The organism is Pseudomonas extremorientalis, assembly GCF_024584605.1.
GTDB classification, from domain to species: Bacteria; Pseudomonadota; Gammaproteobacteria; order Pseudomonadales; family Pseudomonadaceae; genus Aquipseudomonas; species Aquipseudomonas extremorientalis.
Window position 1 is genome coordinate 3,580,992 of the sequence record NZ_CP089519.1, and the last position, 23,954, is coordinate 3,604,945.

At 61.2% G+C, this 23,954-nt stretch carries 19 protein-coding genes; 12 read left to right on the forward strand and 7 right to left on the reverse strand.

The genetic code is table 11. From position 1 onward, the window contains the following. Positions 1–5: 5 nt before the first annotated feature. Genes tssG through tssA form a run of 6 tightly spaced genes read right to left on the reverse strand, consistent with a single transcriptional unit; the run spans position 6 to position 6,757 of the window. Entirely contained in the window at positions 6–1,013 is a 1,008-nt protein-coding gene (gene tssG, locus LUU92_RS15820) for a type VI secretion system baseplate subunit TssG (protein ID WP_257102271.1), read from the reverse strand. Next, positions 977–2,764, reverse strand: a complete 1,788-nt coding sequence (gene tssF, locus LUU92_RS15825) for a type VI secretion system baseplate subunit TssF (protein WP_257102272.1) — start codon at positions 2,762–2,764, stop codon at positions 977–979. The genes tssG and tssF overlap by 37 nt, the downstream gene beginning before the upstream one ends. Next, a complete protein-coding gene (gene tssE, locus LUU92_RS15830; RefSeq protein ID WP_371322021.1) occupies positions 2,754–3,173 on the reverse strand; it encodes a type VI secretion system baseplate subunit TssE in 420 nt (139 codons plus the stop codon). The genes tssF and tssE overlap by 11 nt, the downstream gene beginning before the upstream one ends. After that, positions 3,170–4,645: a type VI secretion system contractile sheath large subunit gene (tssC, locus tag LUU92_RS15835; protein ID WP_257102273.1), complete on the reverse strand. Its 1,476-nt coding sequence runs from the start codon at positions 4,643–4,645 to the stop codon at positions 3,170–3,172. The genes tssE and tssC overlap by 4 nt, the downstream gene beginning before the upstream one ends. 28 nt (positions 4,646–4,673) lie before the next feature. Continuing rightward, positions 4,674–5,171, reverse strand: coding sequence for a type VI secretion system contractile sheath small subunit (gene tssB / locus LUU92_RS15840; RefSeq protein WP_092244306.1), 498 nt, complete (start codon positions 5,169–5,171; stop codon positions 4,674–4,676). 32 nt (positions 5,172–5,203) lie between these two features. Continuing rightward, on the reverse strand, positions 5,204–6,757 hold the full coding sequence (gene tssA, locus LUU92_RS15845; protein ID WP_257102274.1) for a type VI secretion system protein TssA: 1,554 nt from the start codon (positions 6,755–6,757) through the stop codon (positions 5,204–5,206). A gap of 477 nt (positions 6,758–7,234) precedes the next feature. Here tssA and LUU92_RS15850 point away from each other — a divergent pair, with 477 nt between their 5' ends. Further along, positions 7,235–7,750, forward strand: a complete 516-nt coding sequence (locus LUU92_RS15850; RefSeq protein ID WP_025858362.1) for an Hcp family type VI secretion system effector — start codon at positions 7,235–7,237, stop codon at positions 7,748–7,750. Between the two features lie 52 nt (positions 7,751–7,802). Here the strand turns inward: LUU92_RS15850 and LUU92_RS15855 are convergent, their stop codons facing one another. Next, on the reverse strand, positions 7,803–8,624 hold the full coding sequence (locus LUU92_RS15855) for an aldo/keto reductase (RefSeq protein WP_257102275.1): 822 nt from the start codon (positions 8,622–8,624) through the stop codon (positions 7,803–7,805). 106 nt (positions 8,625–8,730) lie between these two features. Here LUU92_RS15855 and LUU92_RS15860 point away from each other — a divergent pair, with 106 nt between their 5' ends. The 11 genes from LUU92_RS15860 to LUU92_RS15910 all read left to right on the forward strand — a co-directional run bounded on the left by LUU92_RS15860 (position 8,731) and on the right by LUU92_RS15910 (position 23,933). Continuing rightward, on the forward strand, positions 8,731–9,225 hold the full coding sequence (locus LUU92_RS15860; protein ID WP_071487993.1) for a DUF1543 domain-containing protein: 495 nt from the start codon (positions 8,731–8,733) through the stop codon (positions 9,223–9,225). A 157-nt stretch (positions 9,226–9,382) separates the two neighbouring features. Further along, the gene (locus tag LUU92_RS15865) at positions 9,383–9,664 is read left to right on the forward strand and encodes a peptidylprolyl isomerase (RefSeq protein WP_003174386.1); all 282 of its coding nucleotides are present in this window, start codon (positions 9,383–9,385) and stop codon (positions 9,662–9,664) included. A gap of 130 nt (positions 9,665–9,794) precedes the next feature. Further along, on the forward strand, positions 9,795–11,654 hold the full coding sequence (locus tag LUU92_RS15870) for an extracellular solute-binding protein (protein WP_071487994.1): 1,860 nt from the start codon (positions 9,795–9,797) through the stop codon (positions 11,652–11,654). Then, complete coding sequence (locus LUU92_RS15875) at positions 11,654–12,715, forward strand: microcin C ABC transporter permease YejB (RefSeq protein ID WP_257102276.1); 1,062 nt, start codon at positions 11,654–11,656, stop codon at positions 12,713–12,715. Before LUU92_RS15870 ends, LUU92_RS15875 begins: the two co-directional genes overlap by 1 nt. Then, positions 12,715–13,737, forward strand: a complete 1,023-nt coding sequence (locus tag LUU92_RS15880; RefSeq protein WP_071487996.1) for an ABC transporter permease — start codon at positions 12,715–12,717, stop codon at positions 13,735–13,737. The genes LUU92_RS15875 and LUU92_RS15880 overlap by 1 nt, the downstream gene beginning before the upstream one ends. A gap of 10 nt (positions 13,738–13,747) precedes the next feature. Continuing rightward, complete coding sequence (locus LUU92_RS15885; RefSeq protein ID WP_222541643.1) at positions 13,748–15,322, forward strand: ABC transporter ATP-binding protein; 1,575 nt, start codon at positions 13,748–13,750, stop codon at positions 15,320–15,322. Continuing rightward, positions 15,319–16,713: a sigma-54 interaction domain-containing protein gene (locus LUU92_RS15890; RefSeq protein ID WP_071487998.1), complete on the forward strand. Its 1,395-nt coding sequence runs from the start codon at positions 15,319–15,321 to the stop codon at positions 16,711–16,713. The genes LUU92_RS15885 and LUU92_RS15890 overlap by 4 nt, the downstream gene beginning before the upstream one ends. 295 nt (positions 16,714–17,008) lie before the next feature. Further along, positions 17,009–18,400, forward strand: coding sequence for a GntP family permease (locus LUU92_RS15895; protein WP_071487999.1), 1,392 nt, complete (start codon positions 17,009–17,011; stop codon positions 18,398–18,400). A gap of 7 nt (positions 18,401–18,407) precedes the next feature. Then, complete coding sequence (gene hbdH / locus LUU92_RS15900; RefSeq protein WP_222541642.1) at positions 18,408–19,181, forward strand: 3-hydroxybutyrate dehydrogenase; 774 nt, start codon at positions 18,408–18,410, stop codon at positions 19,179–19,181. Between the two features lie 162 nt (positions 19,182–19,343). After that, positions 19,344–21,302: an acetoacetate--CoA ligase gene (locus tag LUU92_RS15905; protein ID WP_257102277.1), complete on the forward strand. Its 1,959-nt coding sequence runs from the start codon at positions 19,344–19,346 to the stop codon at positions 21,300–21,302. A gap of 135 nt (positions 21,303–21,437) precedes the next feature. After that, positions 21,438–23,933 (forward strand): PAS domain-containing protein, encoded by a 2,496-nt coding sequence (locus LUU92_RS15910; RefSeq protein WP_071488002.1) that lies wholly within the window; start codon positions 21,438–21,440, stop codon positions 23,931–23,933. Positions 23,934–23,954 lie beyond the last annotated feature (21 nt).

Genomic DNA, 23,954 nt, shown 5'->3' on the forward strand with positions numbered 1-23,954 from the left:
CATCCCTAATAAGCGTTGCCTGGCACAATGACCACACCGTCGGCGCTTTCATGCGCCAGCCAACTGGTCCAGCCGAGGCGGCAGACGTTGTGTTCGCCGATGTGCAGCGGCCGGATCTCTTCCTTGGCCATGACCAGACGCACGTCATAGTCCAAAGGGTCCCGCGCCGTCAGGCGCACCAACGAACACAGCAGCGGGTAGTCCGCGCCGGTCGGCAAAAAACCATGGAATCGGTCCCACCCCACCCCCTGCAGATGCACCCTGAACTTGCCGTTGCGATCAGCCACCTGGCTGCCCAGCACCTGGTCATGGCCAAGGGTACTGTTGGCGGCGCCAAGCCGATTTCGCTGTGATTCGGCGATGATCACGCTGCGCAGGACCCATTGCTCGACGAACAAACGGCGGTGTTTGAAGTAGTAACGCAGCACCGTCTCGATCAAGGCCGCAGAATGCACCCGCAGGCTGAGCAACCCCAGGTAGGGCAACAGTCGCTTGCCGTTCAGTTGCGTGGCGCTGCGGACCTGCGGCCCTCTTAACCCGATCAACGCAAACATCTGCTCGGAGAAGGCATCACGGGCGCCTGCCTGGAAACACGCCCGATAGCGATATTTGCGCCAGATCGGCAGCATCAGCCGTTGCAGACGGTGATGGAACACGTCGAGGAAGTCCCGGGTTGCATGGGCACCCAATTCATCGGCGCACGCCTGCTCAGCGTAAAACGCTGGCAATGGCGAACCCGCACCACACAGGCCCAGTACGTTAAGACGCAAACGCGCACGCAACTGGCCGTGCTCGATAAAAAACGCCACCCGGTCGATATCGTGACCGGGAAAACCCAGGCCCGGGTTGGCCTGGAACTCAAGCAAGTCGTACAGCGTGTCGTCATCCAGCAACGGATGGGCATCGCGCAGACGCTTGATGACCCGCAGGACCGCCTGAAACAGCGAGTACTCACGGATGACCCGGGTCAGTTGTGTCAAAGCGGGGGCTGCTGGCCCATCCGTGGTGACCATAGGTACACGTCTCCTTGTGTGCTGATGACTCTAAGTTCGTGGTAAGCGTTGAGGCTGGCGTACAGCGCGAAGAATTCGTTGAGCACCGAGGCGAACACAAACACCTCGCCCTCCCCCAGGAAGCCCTGGGGATCGATGGTCAAGTCGATGCGTAACCCTCGAATCGGCAAGCCGTGGAGCAATTGGTCGACTGCTGTGTGGCTGACCGAGCGCATCGCGCCCAATCGCCGCTCGCTGACCTTCTGCGCCTGGCGATCGTGATAGCGCGGCAAATCGTAGGTTTCGAAGATCACTTTCAAGGCATGGATGTCGGTCAGCGACAGGTAGTTGAGCGACATGTTGCTGATCAGCCGCCAGAGAAAGTCCTGGTCCAGAGGCGGAGTAAAACTGGCTGTCGGTGCGCAGATATTCCGAAACGACAGCCCTTGCGGCGTCTGCTCGCAAGGCTGGTTGATGTCGCCGATCTGCAACTGTCGAGGCAGGTTGTGATTGGTGCACGTCAGCTCGATCGACAGCGTCTGCTGATCCAGCTCCAGACCGCTGCCCAACCCGAGCCAGGTATCCAGCCCGGTGTGCTGCGCCGATGGCCGCTGGCGAATGCTGTAACTCGCCGGTCCCTGGGAACGCGCGCTATCACCCTCATGCTCGAAGGATTCAAAGGGCACGTAGGCCTGATACCCCAGCCCCCCGGGGTGCCAACCCGTGACGCTGTCTACGGAAAATACACTGGCGTTACCACGTGAGTACTCACCAGGGATCAGCAGGTATTCGTCCTGTTTTCCGTCCAGGCGGATAGGTACCGCGTCATGCTTGAACAGGTTGACGATGGGGGTGCAGTACAGCTTCACGTTATCCAGAGTGGGCTGCCCGGGTTCTCGCCATGGCCTGCCCAATCGGAAGCGCATCACTACGCCGCACACCTGCTTGAGCAGTTCGCCAGGTAATCGGTGCAGTACTCCCAACCCTCCCACGTCGACAAACAGGTACTTGTCGGGAAAGGCAAAGTACTCGTGCAGATGGCGATAGCCGCCAAAAGTATTCGCTGGATACGGAATCAGTGCCTGCTCCTCGCTGAACCCTACCGGCTGAACCTGATCGGCCTCCAGACGCAGCGATATCGCCTGCCCATCCTCCCCACTGACCGGAAAGCCATCCCGACCGAAAGGCAGCAACTCGATACCCTCCAGATGACGCAACAGACTCAGGTACAACGCCTGGCTGATGTAGCGATCCCCCGCCAGATGCAGACGTAGCTGATCGACGTTCCACTCACTGAAGTTGCCTTCTGCACTCATCTCCAGGCGCAGGCTCAAACTGCCCCGCTCAGCCTGGGCGCTGTAGTCCAGCGCACTCAGTTGCAACGGTAGAACCTGAGTGGCGTAGCAGGTACGAAAGCGGCATCGTTCGTCATTGACTGCGACACTTTCAACCGGTGTATCGCGCGCGACCCACACACCAGGGCCTGAGTGTTTCAGCGGATCGAACTGCAGGATGCTGAACGCCGGCAATGGACGCATGTAGTTGGGCCAGAGCAACTGCATCAGCGAATGCGTCAGCTCTGGAAGCTCGTCATCCAGTTTCTGACGCAAGCGCCCGGTGAGAAACGCAAAGCCTTCCAGTAACCGCTCTACGTCCGGGTCCTGACCCGCCTCCGCAAGAAAGGGAGCAAGCGCCGGATTGCGCTCGGAGAAACGTCGACCGAGCTGTCGCAGTGCACTGAGTTCGCTCTGGTAGTAACGGTTAAAGGTCATCAGGCATGACCTCTACCCGGCCGGAATCAGAGAGCCGCGCGGTAAACACCACCGGTTGAGCGACACCCTTGACCACCAGGGTGGCTTCGATAGCGAACGCAAGCGCCAGCGGGTCATGATCCCGTGGCAACATCATCACTTTTACCTGCTTCAAGCGCGGCTCGTACGCTCGGATAAAGCGCTCGATCAACAGACGTGACTGACTCAGTGATTCATGCAGGCTCTGATTCATATCATTGAGGTCGGGCATACCGTAGTCCGGCAATGTCTGAACGCTGCCGGCACGGATACTGAGCATTTTCCCCAGGTGGTTCGCGACAGATGTCACGCTACTGGCGGAGGTTGCCGCCGGACGCTCGAGGCGCTCGAACAGGCTTCGATAACCGCGCACTTCCTGGTCCTTGCTCATTCTTTGTCGAGCTTGCCGACGAGGGATAGCGTGAAATCAGCGCCCATGTACTTGAAATGCGGTCGCACACTCAGGTTGACGCGGTACCAGCCGGGCTCACCCTCGACATCACTGACGACGATGCGTGCCGCCCGCAAGGGACGTCGCCCACGGACTTCAGCGCTGGGGTTTTCCTGGTCGGCCACGTACTGGCGAATCCATTTATTGAGTTCGAGCTCCAGGTCGGTGCGCTCCTTCCATGAGCCCAATTGCTCACGCTGAAGGACCTTGAGGTAATGGGCCAGGCGATTGACCACCATCATGTATGGCAACTGGGTGCCCAGGCGGTAATTCAGCTCGGCTTCCTTGCCCTCGGGGCTGAGCCCGAAGTGTTTCGGCTTTTGCACCGAGCTGGCGGAAAAAAACGCCGCGTTGTCACTGCCCTTGCGCATCGTCAAGGCGATGAAGCCTTCTTGCGCCAGTTCGTATTCACGACGGTCGGACACCAGTACTTCGGTGGGGATCTTGGTTTCGATTTCCCCCATGCTCTGGAAGTGATGCAACGGCAAGTCTTCCACCGCTCCACCGCTTTGCGGGCCAATGATGTTCGGGCACCAGCGGAACCGCGCGAAACTGTCAGCCAGGCGCGTGGCGAAGGCGTAGGACGTGTTGCCCCACAGGTAGTGCTCGTGGCTGTTGACCACGTTTTCCTGGTAGGCAAAGGTCTTGACTGGACACTCAAGCGGATCATAGGGCGTGCGCAGCAGGAATCGCGGCACGGTCAAGCCGATGTAGCGCGCATCTTCGCTTTGGCGAAAGCTCTGCCATTTGGCAAATTGCGGGCCTTCGAAGTGATCCTTCAGGTCCTTGAGGTCGGGTAAACCGGTGAAACTTTCCAAGCCGAAGAACGCCGGCCCGGCGGCTGCGATAAATGGCGCATGGGCCATGCAGGCCACACTGGCGGCGTACTGCATCAGCTTTACATCAGGGGCGCTGGGGGACAGGAAGTAGTTGGCGATAATTGCGCCCACCGGCTGGCCACCAAACTGCCCGTATTCCGCACTGTAGATGTGCTTGTACAACCCGGACTGGGTCACTTCCGGCGAGTCTTCGAAATCTTCCAGCAGGTCTTGCCGGGAGACGTTCAGCAGTTCGATCTTGATGTTCTCGCGAAAGTTGGTGCGATCGACCAGCAGTTGCAACCCCTTCCAGGACGCTTCCAGCGCCTGGAAGTCGGGATGGTGGAGTATCTCGTCCATCTGCAGGCTGAGCTTGGTGTCGATCTCGGCGATCATCCGGTCGACGAGGCGTTTCTTGACGGGCTCGCCACGGTTCTGGGGCTTGATCAACTCTTCGATGAACGCCGATACACCGCGCTTGGCAATGTCATAGGCGTCGTCGTCGGCGCTCAGCAATGTCTGGGCAACGATGTTATCGAGGATGCTGTGCTGATCAGCAGGTTGTGCCGGCAGCGAATGCGGTTGTGTCGTCATGGGGTCAGTGTCCTTTTACTGGAAAATGTCAGGCGTCGGGGCTGTCCAGCCCTAGTTCCGCCAGTACCCGTGCCCGGGACTCGTCGTCGGCCAGGGCTTGCTCGATAGCCTTGCGAAAGCTCGGGGTGTTGCCCAATGGCCCCTTCAACGCCACGAGTGCCTCACGTAGGGCCATCAGCTTGTGCAACTCGGGTACCTGCTCCACCAGGTTCGCAGGGTTGAAATCCTTCATGCCGTTGATGCGTACCTGAATGGCCAACTCGTCGACGCCCGCCTCCTCCTGCAAACGGTTGGGCACGCTCAACGTCAAGCTCAATGCCTGCTTGGCCAACACGTCATCCAGGGTGTTCTTGTCGATTGCGATGGGCTTGCGATCTTCGAGCTTGCGCACATCCTCACGCTGGGTGAAATCGCCCAGCACCAACAGTTTCAATGGCAGCTCGACTTCTTCCTGCGCCCCGCCGATGGCAGGTTTGAACGTGATGTTGATACGTTCCTTGGGGGCTACCGAACCTTCTTTGGCCATGGTGTCTCTCCTTTTTCAAGTGGCTCGAAAGCCTATTCAAGTACCGCTTCCAGATCGAAGAGGCACAGCCTGCGATGGGTGTCTTCCTTGCGTTCGCGCACGGCATGGTTTTGTGGCAGCAGGTCGCAACAGCGGTGCAGGAGCTGCGTCACTTCCAGGGCCAGCTCCGGCTCCCAGCGCTCCAGGCCCATGCGTTGCAGTTCATGGTCAAGCTGTTCGAGCTGGATCTTCGCCAGCTCATGCTTGCCCGCCTGTATGCACAGACGCGCTTGGGCGAGCCGCCAATGAAAACGTGCGCGATCACTGCGCGCGGCCTGCATGCCTTGCTTGAGTTCTCGAATGGCAGACTTGAGTCCGTCCTGACGCAGCCGCGGTGTCAACGCCTGCAACGCGGTTGCCCAGGGCTCGGCGTTCGCATCGATCACTGCTGCGGGTAATTCGGACCTGTGCAGGTGACGGACAACCTGCTGGGAGATCCAGTCGCGAGTGGCTGCGTCGGCAAAGGGTACGCCGTCGTGAAAGCGAAACTCCGGCAGGTCCGGCAAGCGTTGCAGTAACAGCGCGAAGGTCACTTCCAGCTCGGTCATGGCCAGGTCGGCCTGCAGGACCTCCAGGCATTCCCAGAGCATGCGCAGACCATCGAACCAGAACATCGCCCCGGCAAGACTGGCCTCAAGTTCAAGCACCAGGTCTGCGTGATGGCCTTGTGCAAAGCGCTCCTGATAACGTTTGAGCTTGTCGGGAGCGGGCCCGCGCAACGCGGTCACCTGCTCGTTATCGGCATTCGGGTAGCTGGCAAGTGCCAGCCATGCCAGTGTCCGACTCAAACGCAACGCGCGCAGGTCGGTGGCGCTCTGGCGCAGCCACCAGGCACAGAGTGGGCGGGCCTGCTCCTGCAAGGTACGGAGCACCTTGTGGGCGTCCTTTTCGCTCTCCACCGCCGCTTCGGACTTGCGCAATTGGCTGGCGGCCTGCTTGACTTGCTCGATAACTCCGCTCAATCCCGCCACCGGGGTATCGTCCTGCGCTGCCCGCTCCAATCGCTGCGCCAATTGCCTGCGAACAGGCAACAGCAGCGGCGCATCATCCCCGAGGTGCTCGGCCCAAAGCTCATCCAGATGCACCAGGTGCTCCAGCAAGGAGCGGAACAAAGGCTGCTGGTTCTGGAGCGCCAGGCCCTGCGTGAACAGCGGCTCGAGGCGCAACACCAGCCATCCGAATGCGGCACCGCGGGTGCGCGGTTTTTCCGGGTAGAGCACCGACCACTGATGCTCGCAGAGGTAGCGCAACAACCCGAGCCCCGCCAGCAGCCCCGGGTAGGATTCACGCTGGTGCAATGCCCAGGTCAGCCACACAGCCACCCGCAGATCCTTGGACTGATGGCGCAGCAGGTTCTCGCTGGTTTCCAGCACCTTGTGCCAGTCGGGCTGGCTGCCGGCATGAATCGAGTGTGCCTTGGCCAGCTCGGACTCCAGCACTTCATATTCACTCGAAAAGCGCATATCGCTGCCCGCAAAACTTGTTTGCGTACAGGGTGATCGCGCAACTTCCAGATAATAATCATACCGATCATCCGAACAAACCATTTGCCACCACACACAACTAAAAACCCATAAAAAAACCAACTAACCACGCAAGTACTGCGTGACAGCCAGCGATCTTTAGTTCGCAATTTCCTGCGAAGCCCTCGAACCTTAGTCATGCCCAAAACATTCAGCAAGCGATGGAACTGCACTTAGTCCTTTTCCTACAAACCCAGTTACCACAGGGTGCGCGCAGGATTTTGCGCACCTAACACTGCATAGCCAATCAGCTAATCGTCAAACTTCAGCATTTATCAACAGTTCAATATGAGCAACTAAATGCGCACCCATGCGCAATCGAATACGCGCAATTAAGCCCAGTAGCAGCCTATCGCGCTGGATATTCGACCTTATACAACAGCATCACCCTGATTTCATTGGCGCCTGCACTTTCAGGCACGTTTCTTGTTATAGGCATTTGCCCAGCCGAAAAAACTTATCGGTTGGAACGACCTCATCAATCAGACAAGGAACCCCGTCATGCCAACACCCGCGTATCTCTCCATTACCGGTGTAAAACAAGGTTTGATCACGGCAGGCACGTTTACCCAGGACTCGGTAGGTAACATTTACCAGGAAGGCCATGAAGACCAGATTCTGGTCCAGGCTTTTTCTCATCAGGTGATCATTCCCCGCGACCCACAGTCAGGCCAGCCAACAGGTCAGCGCGTCCATAAACCCCTGATGATCAGCAAAGTGTTCGATAAGTCCTCGCCCTTGCTCTTCAGTGCATTGACCAGCGGCGAAGAGGTCAAGTGCCGGCTGGAGTGGCTGCGCACTTCGTCGGCCGGCACCCAGGAGCATTACTTCACCATCGAACTGGAGGGGGCGACCATCGTGGATATCCAGTCACGCATGCCCAACTGCCAGGACCCCGACAACGCCCATTTCACTCACCTGGAAGATGTGTATTTCACCTATCGCAAGATCGTGTGGACCCACGAAGTGTCCGGTACTTCGGGGTCGGATGACTGGCGCAGCCCGGTTGCAGGTTAAACCGGCTTGACACAGGCACGGCGCCAGGGAAGGCGCCATGCCTGTACGGCAACTACACTATCGCCAAAGGATGCTTGCGTTTCGGTGCGCCGAATACCCGATCGATCGCGTCCAGGTCGTGCTCATCCAACACCAGCTTGGCTGCGGCTGCGTTGAGTCGCACGTGCTCGGGTGTAACGGCCTTGGGGATGGCGATCACACCGTCCTGGCGCAACACCCAGGCCAGGGAAACCTGGGCGGGTGTGACCTCGTGGCGGCGGGCGATCTGCTTGAGGGTGGGGCTAGACAACAGTTCGCCGCCCTGGGCGATCGGGCAGTACGCCATCAAGGGCAAGTGGTGCTGTTGCCACCAGGGCAGCAGGTCGAATTCGATGCCGCGTTCTTCAATGTTGTACAACACCTGGTTGGTGGCGCAGGCCGGGGAGGCAAGTTCCTGCAAGTCGGCCACGTCGAAGTTGGAAACGCCCCAGCGTCCGATCTTGCCGGCTTCGCGCAGGCGTTCGAAGGCTTCGACCGTTTCTTCCAGCGGGTACTGGCCGCGCCAGTGCAGCAGATACAGATCAATGTAGTCGGTGCCCAGGCGCTGTAGGCTGGCCTCACAGGCACGGGGCACGCCCTTGTGGCTGGCGTTGTGCGGGTAGACCTTGCTCACCAGGAACACCTGGTCGCGGCGGCCACGAATGGCCTCGCCGACGACCGTTTCAGCACCGCCCTCCCCGTACATTTCGGCGGTATCGATGAGGGTCATGCCCTCGTCGATGCCCAGTTGCAACGCCGCCACTTCCGCGCGGTGCTGGTCGGGATTTTCGCCCATGCGCCAGGTGCCCTGGCCGATGACAGGGACGGGAACGCCCGCCAGATCAATGGTACGCATGACAACCTCCTGATGAGTTCGCGGATTAACAGTGTGGCATTGGTCGGACAAAAGGGTTCAATCGAAGTATGGTTAGCCTCTGCCAAGTCGCCAGGAAGTCTCTGCAATGCTGTTTGTCGTCATGCTCGGGGGTAAGCACCCGCGGGCGAAAATTGAAGTTCACGATGTGGTGTTTGCCGTGGCGGACACGCTGGAAGCAGCCTACCCGCAACTGCGTGCCGACTGGTTCGGCAGCCCCAAGGGCATGCATATCGACTCGTGGATGGCGGTGGATGGCGTCGACGGCTGGAAAGTCGAACTCAGCCCCCTGGCCCCTGCCGCCGGCGCACATCACCTGTACTTCATCAACCTGGGCGGTTACGAAGCCAACAGCTTTGGCGAGGCCCACCACTACCTCCTGGTGGCCGCCCGCAATAAGCAGGAGGCCACGAACAAGGGCAAGCAACAGATGCTGCGTCACTGGTCCCAGGCCCACACCGATGGGGTACTGGACATCGACGACTGCCTGCCCATCGACCTGGTGGACGGTCGTTATATCCACCTGGTGCAGGGACCGCACCGACCGGTCATCCAGCAGAACGACTACATCGTCCTGACCTGAACCCTACCTGACAGTGCATGCGCAACTCATCGAATGGCTCCCCGTGGCGGCGCCATGGCCTGTACCTGAGCCACTCGGTTAATCGAGTGGAACTTTGCCAGGAAATAACCGCCTGAATCCGGTAGGCTCACCTTTTTTATTCAAGGAGTTACTTCCCATGGCCAAAGCCACCGCCCGTCACATCCTCGTTTCCACTGAAGACAAGTGCAACGAACTCAAGGCCCAAATCGAAGGCGGCGCCGATTTCGCAGAAGTCGCCAAAGCCAACTCCAGCTGCCCATCCAGCCGCCAAGGTGGTGACCTGGGTTCGTTCGGTCCAGGCCAGATGGTCAAGGAATTCGACACCGTCGTGTTCAGCGCCCCGGTCAACACCGTGCAAGGCCCGGTAAAGACCCAGTTCGGCTATCACCTGCTCGAAGTCACCAGCCGCCAGGACTGATCCCGTCTGTGCTGATGCAATAAACAACGGCCCGCCTTTTGGTGGGCCGTTGTGCATGTGATGACTGGCGACGCTCATGCCGTTAGCGTACAAATCCCTTTCCTTCTTCATACGGCGTTCAAGGCTGACAATGCGATTGGCTTTTTCTTACTTCTTGAGCTCGTCCCTGGCACTGCTGCTGACCAGCACTGCCGTGATCGCGGCGCCTCAACCGTACCTGACGGTGTATGGCGAACCGGCCAAGTACCCTGCCGGCTTTACCCATTTCGACTACGCCAACCCTGACGCCCCCAAGGGTGGCAGCCTGCGCCGCTCGGCCATCGAGATCGGACGCTTCGACCATGTATTGCCATATATCGACAAAGGCATCGGCGTGTCCCAGGTTGACGGCTGGCTCTACGCGCCCCTGGCCCAGCGTTCCCTGGACGAGCCCTACACGGTCTACGGCCTGGTCGCCGAAAAAATGGAGCGCGCCGACGACGGCCTGTCGCTACGCTTTTTCCTCAACCCCAAGGCGCGCTTTGCCGATGGCAAGCCGATCACCGCCGAAGACGTGCGCTACAGCTTCGACCTGCTGATGACCCAGGGCAGCCTGCGCTTTCGCACCCTGTTCGCCGACGTCAAGCACGTCGAAGTCGAAGGCGAGCGCCAGGTACGTTTCGATTTCTCCAGCAATGAAAACCGTACCCTGCCCCTGGACATCGCTACCCTGCCTGTCTTCCCCGAGCACTGGTGGAAGACCCGTGACTTTGCCAACGGCGGTGGCTATGAAGCCCCCCTGGGCAGCGGTCCGTACAAAGTCAGCAAGATCGACTCCGGCAGTACCATCACCTTTACCCGTGATCCGAACTGGTGGGGCAAGGACTTGCCTGTCAGCCGTGGCCTGTACAACTTCGATCACCTGAGCCTGGAGTATTTCGGCGACACCGAAGTGGCCCGCCAGGTATTGCGCGGCGGCGCCTACGATTTCAACCGTGAGTTTTCTGCCACCGGGTATTCCATCGGCTACAACGGCCCGGCCCTGGATGACGGGCGCCTGCAACGTGCGCACCTGGCCAAGGAAATGCCGCAACCGGCCCAGGGTTATGTGTTCAACGTGCAAAAACCGATATTCAAGGACCGCCGCGTGCGCCAGGCCCTGGCGATGCTGTGGGATTTTGAATGGGCCAACCGGCAGATGATGCGCAATATGTACATCCGCCAGCAGAGTTACTTCTCCAACAGCCCGCTGGCCGCCAGCCAGCCGCCAACAAAAGAAGAGCTGGCGATTCTTGAACCCTTGCGTGGCCAGGTCCCCGACGAAGTGTTCAGCCAAGTGTTCAAGGCACCGGTCACCGATGGTAGCGGCATGATCCGCGACAAGCAGTTGCAAGCCCTGGGCCTGTTGGAAGAAGCAGGCTGGAAGCCAGAGGGTGACAAATTGGTAAACGCCGAAGGCGAACCGCTGGAATTCACGTTCCTTAACACTCAGAACGGCCTCGAACGTCTGTTGTTACCGTACAAACGTAACCTCGCGCAGATCGGTATTACCCTCAATATCCGCCGTATCGACTCCTCGCAATATGTGAATCGGATCATGGCCAGGGATTACGACATGATCGTCATTGGTTTCCCCGTCACCACGTCACCGGGCATGGAGCTGTACAACTATTTTGGCTCGGCCGCCGCCTACGATCCAGGCGCCAACAACTACGCCGTACTCAAGGACCCCGCCGTCGACAGCCTGATCAAGGGCCTGGTCAAGGCCGACACCCAGGCGCAGATGCTCACTTACGCCCACGCGCTGGACCGGGTGCTGCAATGGAACTACCTGTGGATCCCCAATTACTACCCGCCCGGCACCTCCGCAGCATGGTGGAACCGTTTCGGCCGCCCGGCCATCGAGGCAAAGAACGACGAAGCACTGGAAACCTGGTGGGAAATCAGCCCCACGCCCCTGACGAATGAGCAAATGAATGCCGAGCTGAAAAAACGCGGAGGTGCGCACTGATGTTGGCCTATATCGTGCGGCGCCTGCTGCTGATCATCCCGACGCTGGTGATCATCCTGCTGGTGAATTTCGTGATCGTGCAGGCCGCCCCCGGCGGCCCGGTGGAACAAGCCATCGCCCATCTGCAAGGGATCGGCGGCGGCGGCGTCGGCGGTTCCTCCGGTGAAGGCATCAGCAGCGGCTCCCGCGCCAGCCGTGGCCTGGACCCGAAGCTGATCGCTGACATCGAGAAACAGTATGGCTTCGACAAACCCGCGCCGGAACGCCTGTGGCTGATGCTCAAGAGCTATGCCCAGATGGACTTCGGCAACAGCTTCTTTCGCGGCAAGACGGTGATCGAGCTGATCCTGGAAAAAATGCCCGTGACCATCTCCCTCGGCCTGTGGGCCACGTTGATCACCTACCTGGTGTCGATTCCCCTGGGGATTCGCAAGGCGGTGCGCCACGGCAGTAGCTTCGACGTGTGGAGCAGCACCGCGATTGTCATCGGCTATGCGATGCCGGCATTCCTGTTCGCGATGTTCCTGATCGTAGTGTTTGCCGGTGGCACATCGTTGAACTGGTTTCCGGTGCGCGGTCTGGTGTCGGAAAACTTCGAAGAGCTGAGCACCGTGGGCAAGCTCGCCGATTACTTCTGGCATCTGGTATTGCCGGTCACCTCGCTGGTGATCGGCGGGTTTGCCACGCTGACCATCCTCACCAAGAACTCGTTCCTCAATGAAATCACGCGCCAGTACGTGGTGACCGCCCGCGCCAAGGGCTTGAGCGAACGACGCGTGCTCTACGGGCATGTCTTCCGCAATGCGATGTTGCTGGTGATCTCCGGAATTCCCCAGGCCTTTATTGCCGTGTTCTTTGCCGGTTCGCTGCTGATCGAGGTGATTTTCTCCCTCGATGGCCTGGGCCGCATGAGCTACGAGGCGGCTGTGTCCCGGGACTACCCTGTGGTATTCGGTTCGCTGTTCATCTTCACCTTGTTCGGTCTCTTGATAAAACTCATCGGTGACCTCTGCTACACCCTGGTGGACCCGCGTATCGACTTCGCCGCGAGGAACGCTTGATGCTTAACCTGTCTCCCGTGGCCCGTCGGCGTTTCGAGCGCTTCAAGAAAAACCGCCGCGGCTGGTGGTCGCTGTGGCTGTTTATCGGCCTGTTTATCCTGACCCTGGGCGGCGAGTTGATCGCCAATGACAAACCCTTGGTGCTGAGTTTCAAGAACGAGCTGTATTTCCCGGTGTTCAAGCGCTACACCGAGCAACAGTTCGGCGGCCAGTTGCCGTTCCAGGCTGACTATCGCAGTGACTACGTGCAAAAGCTGATCGAGCAGGACGGCGGCTGGATGCTGTTCCCGCCGATTCCGTTCAGCGACGACACGCCCAACTACGAGCTGACCCGCCCTGCCCCCAGCCCGCCTTCGACGGTGAACTGGCTGGGCACCGATGACCAGTCGCGGGATGTACTGGCGCGGGTGATCTTTGGCGCCCGGGTATCGATCCTGTTTGCGCTGGCGCTCACCGCGATCAGCGCAGCCATCGGCATTGCCGCCGGCGCATTGCAGGGCTATTACGGCGGTTGGGTGGACCTGATCGGCCAGCGCGTGCTGGAGGTGTGGTCCGGATTGCCGGTGCTGTACCTGCTGATCATCCTGTCGGGTTTTGTGGAGCCGAATTTCTGGTGGCTGCTGGGGATCATGGCGCTGTTTTCCTGGCTGGCCCTGGTGGATGTGGTGCGCGCCGAGTTCCTGCGCGGGCGCAACCTGGAATACGTCAAGGCCGCACGGGCGCTGGGCCTGGGCGATGGCAAAATCATCCGTCGGCATATCCTGCCCAACGCCATGACGGCGACCTTGAGTTACCTGCCGTTCATCCTGACCGGTGCGATTTCGACGCTGAGCGCGCTGGACTTCCTCGGTTTCGGCATGCCGGCAGGCAGCGCGTCCCTGGGTGAGCTGATCGCCCAGGGCAAGCAGAACCTGCAAGCGCCGTGGCTGGGCCTGACAGCGTTTTTCACCCTGGCGCTGATCCTGTCGCTGCTGGTCTTTATCGGCGAGGCATTGCGTGATGCCTTCGACCCACGCTCATGAGTGACTGCCTATGAACCTGATCGAAATCCGCGACCTCAGCGTCGCGTTCAGTGGCCAGACCGTGGTGCGCAACCTGTGCCTGGACGTACGCCCCGGCGAGTGTTTGGCACTGGTGGGCGAGTCGGGCTCGGGCAAGTCGGTGACGGCCCACTCGATCCTGCAACTGCTGCCCGAGGCCGGTACTCAAACCACCGGTTCCATCAAGTACCGTGGCCAGGAACTGGTCGGCGCTTCAGCCGCCACCTTGCAGAAGCTGCGTGGCAACCGCATTGCCATGATCTTCCAGGAGCCGATGACCTCGCTCAACCCGTTGCACAGCATCGAAAAGCAGATCGGCGAAACCCTGCTGCTGCACAAGGGCCTGGGCGGCAAGGCGGCGCAGGCGCGCATCCTGGAACTGCTCGAACTGGTGGGCATCCAGAAGCCCCAGGAACGCCTCAAGGCTTATCCGCATCAGCTCTCCGGAGGTCAGCGCCAACGGGTGATGATCGCCATGGCCCTGGCCTGCGAACCGGAACTGCTGATCGCCGACGAACCCACCACCGCCCTGGACGTGACGGTACAGCGCAAGATCCTGCTGCTGCTCAAGTCCCTGCAACAACGCCTGGGCATGTCCCTGCTGCTGATCAGCCACGACCTCAACCTGGTGCGCAGCATTGCCCAGCGCGTGTGTGTGATGCGTGCCGGTGAAATCGTCGAGCAAGCCGACTGCCAGACACTGTTCAACGCGCCGCAGCACCCCTACAGCCGCCTGCTGCTGGATGCAGAGCCGGCCGGCGATGCGCTGTGCAGCGATGCACGCGAGACGGTATTGCAGGTGGATGACCTGACCGTGCAATTCCCCCTCGGCGGTGGTTTGTTCCGGCGCAAGACTTACTTGCGGGCGGTGGATGGCATCAGCCTGAGCGTGCAGCGCGGCAAGACCCTGGGGATTGTCGGCGAGTCCGGCTCGGGCAAGTCCACCCTGGGCCAGGCGATTTTGCGGCTTCTTGATTCCACGGGCAGCATCCGCTTCCAGGGTGAAGCCCTCGACCCGCTGAACCATAAGCAGATGCGCCCATGGCGCAAGCAGATGCAGGTGGTGTTCCAGGACCCCTACGGCAGCCTCAGCCCGCGCATGACCGTGGAGCAGATCATCAGCGAAGGCCTGGAGGTGCACGCACCGTGCAGCCTGGCCGACCGCGATGCACAGGTGGTGCAGGTGCTCAAGGACGTGGGCCTCGATCCCGCCAGCCGCCATCGCTACCCCCATGAGTTCTCCGGTGGTCAGCGCCAACGCATCGCCATCGCCCGCGCCCTGGTGCTCAAGCCGGCGCTGATGTTGCTCGACGAACCGACCTCGGCCCTCGACCGCACCGTGCAGAAACAAGTGGTGGCGCTACTGCGTGAGTTGCAGGAGAAATACGGCCTGACCTACCTGTTTATCAGCCACGACCTGGCCGTGGTGCGTGCCATGGCCCATGACATGATCGTGATCAAGGATGGCAAGGTGGTGGAGGCCGGCGCGAGCCACCAGGTGTTTGATGCACCGCAGCATCCTTACACCCAAGAGCTGCTGGCGGCGGCGTGCGGGCTGTCGTCATGAGTACCAGCCTCACGGATTACCAACAGGTTCGCGGCCTGGCTATCCAGTCGCTGTTCGAGATCATCGAGCAGTCCAGCGAAGGCACGGTGATTGTCGACCGCGACGCCAATATCGTGTGGATGAACGAGCGCTACGCCAAGCGCTTTGGCCTCAAGAGCGCCGACGAGGCCATCGGCCAGCCGTGCGAGCAGGTGATCTCCAACAGCCTGCTGCGCCAGGTGGTACGCAATGACCAGCCCATATTGCTGGACATCCAGGACACGCCCAAGGGCCCGTTGGTGGTGATGCGCTTGCCGATCCACAACGACGCCGGTGCGGTGATCGGTGCGATCGGCTTTGCCTTGTTTGATGAACTGCGCAACCTGTCGCCACTGATTGAGCGCTACCTGAGCATGCAGCAAGAACTGGCGTCGACGCGCTCCTTGCTGCGCTCGCGGCAGAGCAAATACAACTTCGCGCATTTTATCGGCACCAGCGCCGCCAGCCTCGAAGTGAAACGCCGGGCGCGGCGCAGTGCCAGCGCCGAATCGCCCGTGTTGCTGCTGGGCGAAACCGGTACCGGCAAGGAGCTGCTGGCCCAGGCGATTCATGGCGCGTCCAGCCGCGCGCACAAGGCCTTTGTCAGCATCAACAGCGCGGCGATTCCCGCTGACCTGCTGGAAGCCGAGTTCTTCGGCACCGCACCGGGCGCGTTTACCGGCGCCGACCGCAAGGGCCGCCCCGGCAAGTTCCAGATCGCCCAGGGCGGCACGCTGTTCCTCGACGAAATCGGTGACATGCCCCTGCCCTTGCAAAGCAAACTGCTGCGCGTGTTGCAGGAAAAGGAATTCGAGCCGGTGGGTTCCAATGAGATGCTGCACAGCGATGTGCGGGTGATCGCCGCCACCTCCATGGACCTGGAGGCGGCGATCAAGCGCGGCGAGTTCCGCGCGGACTTGTATTACCGGCTGAATGTGCTGCCAATCCAGGTGCCGCCGTTGCGTGAGCGGCTGGAGGATATTCCGGCGTTGAGCGAGGCGATCCTGGAGGAACTGCGCAGCCAGCATGAACTGGACCGCGAGGCCCTGGCACTGCTGGCGCAGCATGCGTGGCCGGGGAACATCCGTGAGTTGCGCAATGTGCTGGAACGGGCGGCGTTGCTCAGTGATGACCTGGTGTTGAATGCCGGGGAGATTCGGGCGGCGATTGGCACCTTTACCCCCGTGGAGCGTGGGAGTGCCGTCGCGACAGTCGAGGGCGAAAGCTTCAGTGCGGCGCGGGAGCGGTTTGATCGGCAGATCATCGCGGCGGCATTGAGCGCGTGCGAGGGAAATGTGGTGGAAGCGGCCAAGCGGTTGGGGCTTGGGCGGTCGACGCTGTACAAGAAGATGGTGGCGTTGGGTATCAACTGATCTCCAAACAGAGACACGAATTTCAATACAGAGACTAGCTAATGTGGGAGGGGGCTTGCCCCCGATGGTGGTGCTTCAGCTGGCTATTGGTTGGCTGACACACTGCCATCGGGGGCAAGCCCCCTCCCACACTTGTTTGTCACTTGTCTCAAGTTAGAGACCACATTCAAAGAAGCACGCCAAATACAGAAAATTACTGTTTAATTTCAACAAGTTAAGAACATGGCACATATCTCGCTATAGCCCTCTCCTAAAGCAACACCCCACAACAATAACAATCCGATGGAGACACACCATGAGTGTGATCATTGCCCTGGCAGCCCTGGCGCTGCTGATGCTGGCGGCCTACCGTGGCTATAGCGTTATCCTGTTTGCCCCCATCGCCGCCCTCGGCGCTGTCCTGCTCACCGACCCGTCCGCCGTCGCACCTGCCTTTACCGGGGTGTTCATGGAGAAGATGGTCGGCTTTATCAAGCTGTATTTCCCGGTGTTCCTGCTCGGTGCAGTGTTCGGCAAGCTGATCGAGCTGTCGGGCTTCTCGCGCTCGATTGTGGCGGCGGCCATTCGTTTGCTCGGCACGCGCCAGGCGATGCTGGTGATCGTGCTGGTCTGCGCCCTGCTCACCTACGGCGGCGTATCGCTGTTCGTGGTGGTGTTTGCGGTGTATCCGTTTGCAGCGGAGATGTTCCGCCAAAGCAATATTCCCAAGCGCCTGATCCCGGCCACCATCGCCCTCGGTGCGTTTTCGTTCACCATGGACGCCTTGCCCGGCACACCGCAGATCCAGAACATCATCCCCAGCACCTTCTTCAACACCACCGCCTGGGCCGCGCCGTGGCTGGGTTTGATCGGCACGATCTTCGTGTTCTGCGCCGGCATGCTCTACCTGGCACGCCAGCGCAACAAGGCGCAGCGTGCCGGTGAAGGCTATGGCACGGAGCTGCGCAACGAGCCGGAAACCGCCGAGGACCTGACCCTGCCCAATCCCTGGATCGCGCTGTCGCCACTGATCCTGGTCGGCGTGATGAACCTGTTGTTCACCCACTGGATCCCGCAGTGGTACGGCAAGACCCACAGCCTCAGCCTGCCCGGCATGAGTGCGCCGGTGACCACCGAAATCGCCAAGCTCACCGCGATCTGGGCGGTACAGGCGGCGTTGCTGGTGGGGATCATCTTGGTGCTGGTGTTCGGCTTCTCGGCGATCAAGAGCAAGCTGGCCGAAGGTAGCAAAAGCGCGGTCAGCGGTGCGCTGCTGGCGGCGATGAACACCGCCTCTGAATATGGCTTTGGCGCGGTGATCGCCTCGCTGCCGGGCTTCCTGGTGCTGGCCGACTGGCTCAAGGGCATTCCCAACCCGCTGGTCAATGAAGCGATCACCGTGACCCTGCTGGCCGGTATCACCGGTTCCGCGTCGGGCGGCATGAGCATCGCCCTGGCGGCGATGTCCGAGAGCTTTATTTCAGCGGCCCATGCGGCCAATATCCCCCTTGAAGTGCTGCACCGCGTCGCGGCCATGGCCAGCGGCGGCATGGACACCCTGCCCCACAACGGCGCGGTGATCACGCTGCTGGCGGTCACCGGCCTGACCCACCGCGAAGCCTACAAGGACATTTTCGGCATCACGCTCATCAAGACCCTCGCGGTGTTCGTGGTGATCGGTACTTTCTACGCCACCGGCATTGTGTGAGGTTTCCATGACGACATTGAACGGCAAGACCGCCCTGGTCACCGGCTCCACCAGCGGTATCGGCCTGGGCATCGCCTTGAGCCTGGCCAAGGCCGGCGCCAACCTGATCCTCAATGGCTTCGGTGACGCCAGCGCGGTGATCGCCCAGGTGCGGGCGTTCGGCGGCAAGGTCGGCCATCATCCGGCCGACGTCAGCGACCCGGCGCAGATCGCCGACATGATCGCCTACGCCGAGCGTGAATTCGGCGGCGTCGACATCCTGGTCAACAACGCCGGCATCCAGCATGTGGCGGCGGTGGAAGACTTCCCGGCCGAACGCTGGGACTCGATCATCGCGATCAACCTGTCCTCGGTGTTCCACAGCACACGCTTGAGCCTGCCGGGGATGAAGGCCAAGGGCTGGGGGCGTATTGTCAATATTGCCTCGGTGCATGGCCTGGTCGGGTCGGTGGGCAAGGCCGCGTATGTGGCGGCCAAGCATGGCGTGATCGGGTTGACCAAGGTGGTCGGCCTGGAGACCGCCACCAGCAATGTCACCTGCAACGCCATCTGCCCCGGCTGGGTGCTGACGCCGCTGGTGCAGAAGCAGATCGATGATCGCGCCGCCAGTGGTATCGACCCGCAGCAGGCGCAGCACGACCTGCTGGCGGAGAAGCAACCGTCGCTGGCGTTTGTGACACCGCCGCAGTTGGGTGAACTGGTGCTGTTTTTGTGCAGCGAAGCCGGTGCCCAGGTGCGCGGTGCGGCATGGAATATCGACGGCGGCTGGCTGGCCCAGTAACAGCGGACACTGGCGTTCAAAATGTGGGAGGGGGCTTGCCCCCGATAGCGGTGGGTCAGTCACCCCATGTATCAACTGGCACTCCCTCATCGGGGGCAAGCCCCCTCCCACATTTGAACTGTATTGTGTGGAAGACCTAGATAAGAACAAGAGACCTTGCTGATGCCCGACATCCTCTGGCAACCCTCCCCGGAACGCATCGCCAACACGCGCATGGACCAGTTCCGGCGCTACATCAACCAGCGCTACAGCCTGCAGCTTGGCGACTACCCGGCGCTGCACCAGTGGAGCATCGACCAGCGCGCGGATTTCTGGCGGGCGATCGTGGACTATTTCGACGTGCAATTTCGCAGCCCGCCCACCGCGGTGCTGATCGAAGACGCCGAAATGCCCAGCGCCCGTTGGTTTCCCGGTGCGACGCTGAATTTTGCCGAACACCTGCTGCGCCGACGTGACGCTCACACCGCCGTCGTGGCTGTCGCAGAAGACGGCCAACGCGAACAACTGACCTACGCCGAACTGGCCGCCCACGTCGCCGGCCTGCAAGGCAGCCTGCGCGCTGCCGGCGTGACCCAGGGTGACCGCGTCGCGGCGTGTATGCCCAACACCTGGCAAACCCTGGTGGGCATGCTCGCCACCACCAGCCTGGGGGCGATCTGGTCCTGCTCGTCGCCGGACTTCGGCACCCAGGGCGTGATCGACCGTTTTGGCCAGATCGAGCCCAAGGTACTGATCACCTGCGCCGGCTACCGCTATGCCGGCAAGGATATCGACCAGACCGCCAAGCTCAATGAAATCCTCGCGCGCCTGCCGTCCCTGGAGCAGTTGATCATCGTGCCGTATGCGCGCCCCCAGGCCAGGATCGAGGACTATCAGACCCACGCCAGCGTCTGGCTGTGGCCGGACTTCTACCAACCCGGCGGCGAGCCTGACTTCGTCGCGGTGCCGTTCGACCATCCGCTGTACATCCTCTACTCCAGCGGCACCACCGGCGTGCCCAAGTGCATCATCCATGGCACCGGCGGCGTATTGCTCACCCACCTCAAGGAACACGGCCTGCATGCCGACCTGTCCCGCGAGGACTGCCTGTTCTACTACACCACCTGCGGCTGGATGATGTGGAACTGGCTGGTGTCGGTGCTGGCCATCGGCGCCACGGCGGTGCTGTATGACGGCTCACCGTTTCACCCCGGCCCCGAGCGTTTGATCGACCTGATCGATGCGGAACACATCAGCGTGTTCGGCACCAGCCCCAAGTTTCTCGCCACCCTGGAAAAAGCCGGCCTGCAACCGCGCCTCAGCCATGACCTGGGCAGCCTCAAAGGGCTGATCTCGACCGGCTCGCCGCTGTCGCCGCAGAGCTATGACTACGTGTACCGCGAAATCAAGGCCGAGCTGTGCCTGTCGTCCATGTCCGGCGGCACCGATATCGTCTCCTGCTTTGTGATCGGCAACCCGGTGCTGCCGGTGCGGCGCGGTGAAATGCAGTGCAAGAGCCTGGCGATGGCCATCGAAGTGTGGGACGACCAGGGCCGGCCGCTGGTCGGTGAAAAAGGCGAGCTGGTGTGCACCCGGCATTTCCCGGCCATGCCCATCGGGCTATGGAAGGATCCGGAGCGCAAGAAACTGCTCGCTTCGTATTTCAGCCAGTTTCCCGGCGTCTGGGCCCAAGGGGACTACGCCGAACAGCGCCCCAACGGCAGCCTTCTGATCCACGGGCGTTCCGACGCGGTACTTAACCCGGGCGGCGTGCGGATCGGCACCGCAGAGATCTATCGCCAGGTGGAAAAAATCCCCCAGGTGCTGGAAAGCCTGGCCATCGGCCAACGCTGGCAGGACGACGTGCGCGTGGTGCTGTTCGTGCGCCTCAATGACGGTATCGAACTGGACGAGGCCCTGGAACAGCAGATCCGCCAGGTGATCCGTGCCAACACCACACCGCGCCATGTGCCGGCCAAGATCCTCGCTGTCACCGATATCCCCCGCACCATCAGCGGCAAGATCGTCGAATTGGCAGTGCGTAATGTGGTGCACGGCGAGCCGGTGAAGAACACCGACGCCCTCGCCAACCCGCAGGCGCTTGATCAGTTCCGCGATCGCCCGGAACTGGCGCAAGGATGAAAGGTTTCAGCGCTGACGCAGTCATTTGAAGACAAACCCCCAATGCATGCTATTTTTCGGGGGTAGTCACTCATTGCCGACTGACGGGATAATGGGTGTTGTCATTTTTCAAAGCGTTACGCTCAGGGCTTTTTCATGATTGGAACATCCACCGGCAGCGAAGCCGCCGCATTGATTGCGCGGCTGGACTGGGCGCAAAGCCCTCTCGGTGAGGCCGGTGATTGGCCGCAAAGCCTGCGCACGGCGGTCGATATCGTGGTGCACTCGCCGATGCCGATGCTCCTGCTGTGGGGCAACCAGCTCACGCAGCTCTACAACGACGGGTTCGCCCAACTCGCGGGCAATAAACACCCTGGGGCCATGGGCCAGCCGGCGCACCAGACCTGGCCGGAGCTGGAAGGCTTTACCGGGCCGATCTACGACGCCGTGCTCAGCGGCCAGGTGCGTACCTTCAGCGAGCAGCGCTTCGTACTGCAACGCCACAATCGCGATACTGAAATCTGGCTGGACCTCACCTACAGCCCGGTCCGCGATGAAAGCGGCAGCGTTGCCGGCATCCTGGTCACCGCCATCGAAACCAATGAACGGCGCAAGGCCCAGCACAACACCGAACAGCGCCTGCAACTGGCATTGGCGGCCACCGACGCGGTCGGCACCTGGGACTGGGATATCGGCGAAGACCGTTTTATCGCTGACACGCACTTCGCCTACCTGCATGGTGTCGATCCCGACGATGCAAGCCGTTTGCCGATCAGCGACTACCTGCAAGGCGTGCACCCGGAAGACCGTGGCATGGTGGCGCGCAGCATCAAGCACTGCATCACCTTCGGCACCGAGTACGCCGAGGAATACCGCCTGCTGCAAGCCGATGGCCAAGTGCGCTGGGTATTCGCCCGCGGGCGCTGCTACAAGGATCATCAAGGCCGCCCCGCGCGTTTCCTGGGTGCTGCGCTGGACCTGACCGAGCGCAAACACACCGAGCAGGCCTTGCGCCAAAGCCAGAGCGAGCTGCAGCTGATCATCAACGCCATGCCGGTGTTGATCGGTTATGTCGACCACGAGCAGCGGTTCCGCCTGAACAACAGCGCTTACCTGGACTGGTACGGCATGACGCCCCAGGAGCTGTACGGCAAGACCATCCGCGAAGTGCTCGGCGACGAGGTGTATGCCGGGCGTGTAGACAAGATCGAGGCCGCACTCAAGGGCAAGGCCTGCAGCTTCATGACCATCACGCCACACCAGGACGGTCGACCGCGCCACGCCCTGATGAAGTACCTGCCACGCTTCAGCAATGACGGTTCGGTGAAGGGTTTCTACATCTTTGTGATCGATGAAACCGAACGCAAGCTCACCGAAGAAGCCCTGCGCCACCTCAATGAAAACCTCGAGGAACGCGTGGCCCAGCGCACCCAGGCGCTGGCCGAGGCCAACCAGCGCCTGCAAAACGAAATGTTCGAACGCGAACGCGCCGAAGATGCGCTGCGCCACGCCCAGAAGATGGAAGCGGTGGGCCAGCTCACCGGCGGTATCGCCCACGACTTCAACAATATGCTCACCGGCATCATCGGCAGCCTGGACCTGATGCAGCGCTACATCGCTGCCGGGCGCAGTGACGAGATCGGTCGTTTTACCGATGCCGCCGTATCCTCCGCCCACCGTGCGGCCGCCCTCACCCACCGCTTGCTGGCGTTCTCGCGGCGCCAGTCCCTGGACCGTCGCCCGCTGGACCCGAACCAGTTGGTGGCGTCCCTGGAAGAGTTGTTCCGCCGTACCAAGGGCGCGCACATCAGCCTCAAGGTGCAGCTCGGCCATGACATCTGGCCGGTGAACACCGACGCCAGCCAACTGGAAAACGCCCTGCTCAACCTGGTGATCAACGCCCGCGACGCGATGCCCGACGGCGGTGAACTGCTGATCGAAACCGCCAACAGTTACCTGGACGGCACCGACATCACCACCCTGGAACCGGTCAAGGCCGGCGACTACGTGATGCTTGGCGTGTGCGACAACGGCACCGGCATGGCGCCGAAGATTCTGGCCAAGGCGTTCGACCCGTTCTTCACCACCAAACCCATCGGCCAGGGCACGGGCCTGGGGCTGTCGATGATCTACGGCTTTGCCCAGCAGTCCGGCGGGCATGTGACGATCCAGAGCGCGCCGGGCCAGGGCACCTGCGTGCGCCTGTATCTGCCGCGCCTGCATGGCACCTCCCTGGAAAGCGACCTGCCTGCCAGCCTCGGTGAAGCCCCGGTAGCCCTGGCCGGTGAAGCCGTGGTCGTGGTCGAAGATGACCCGGCAGTGCGCATGCTGGTGGTCAATGTGCTCGACGAACTGGGCTACACGGCGCACCAGGCAGGCGACGCCCGGGCTGCACTGCCACTGCTGGAGTCGGACCTGCGTGTGGATCTGCTGGTGACTGACGTTGGCCTGCCGGGCATGAATGGCCGGCAGCTTGCGGAAATCGCCCGCCAGCACCGGCCGGGGCTGAAGGTACTGTTCATGACCGGTTACGCGGAAAAAGCCGCCGAGCGCCAGGGCTTCCTCGAAGACGGCATGGACATGGTGGCCAAGCCGTTTTCCATCGACCTGCTGGCGACAAAAATCCGCAGCATGATCAACGCCGACGAATGAGTTCAGGCATAATCGCGCGCC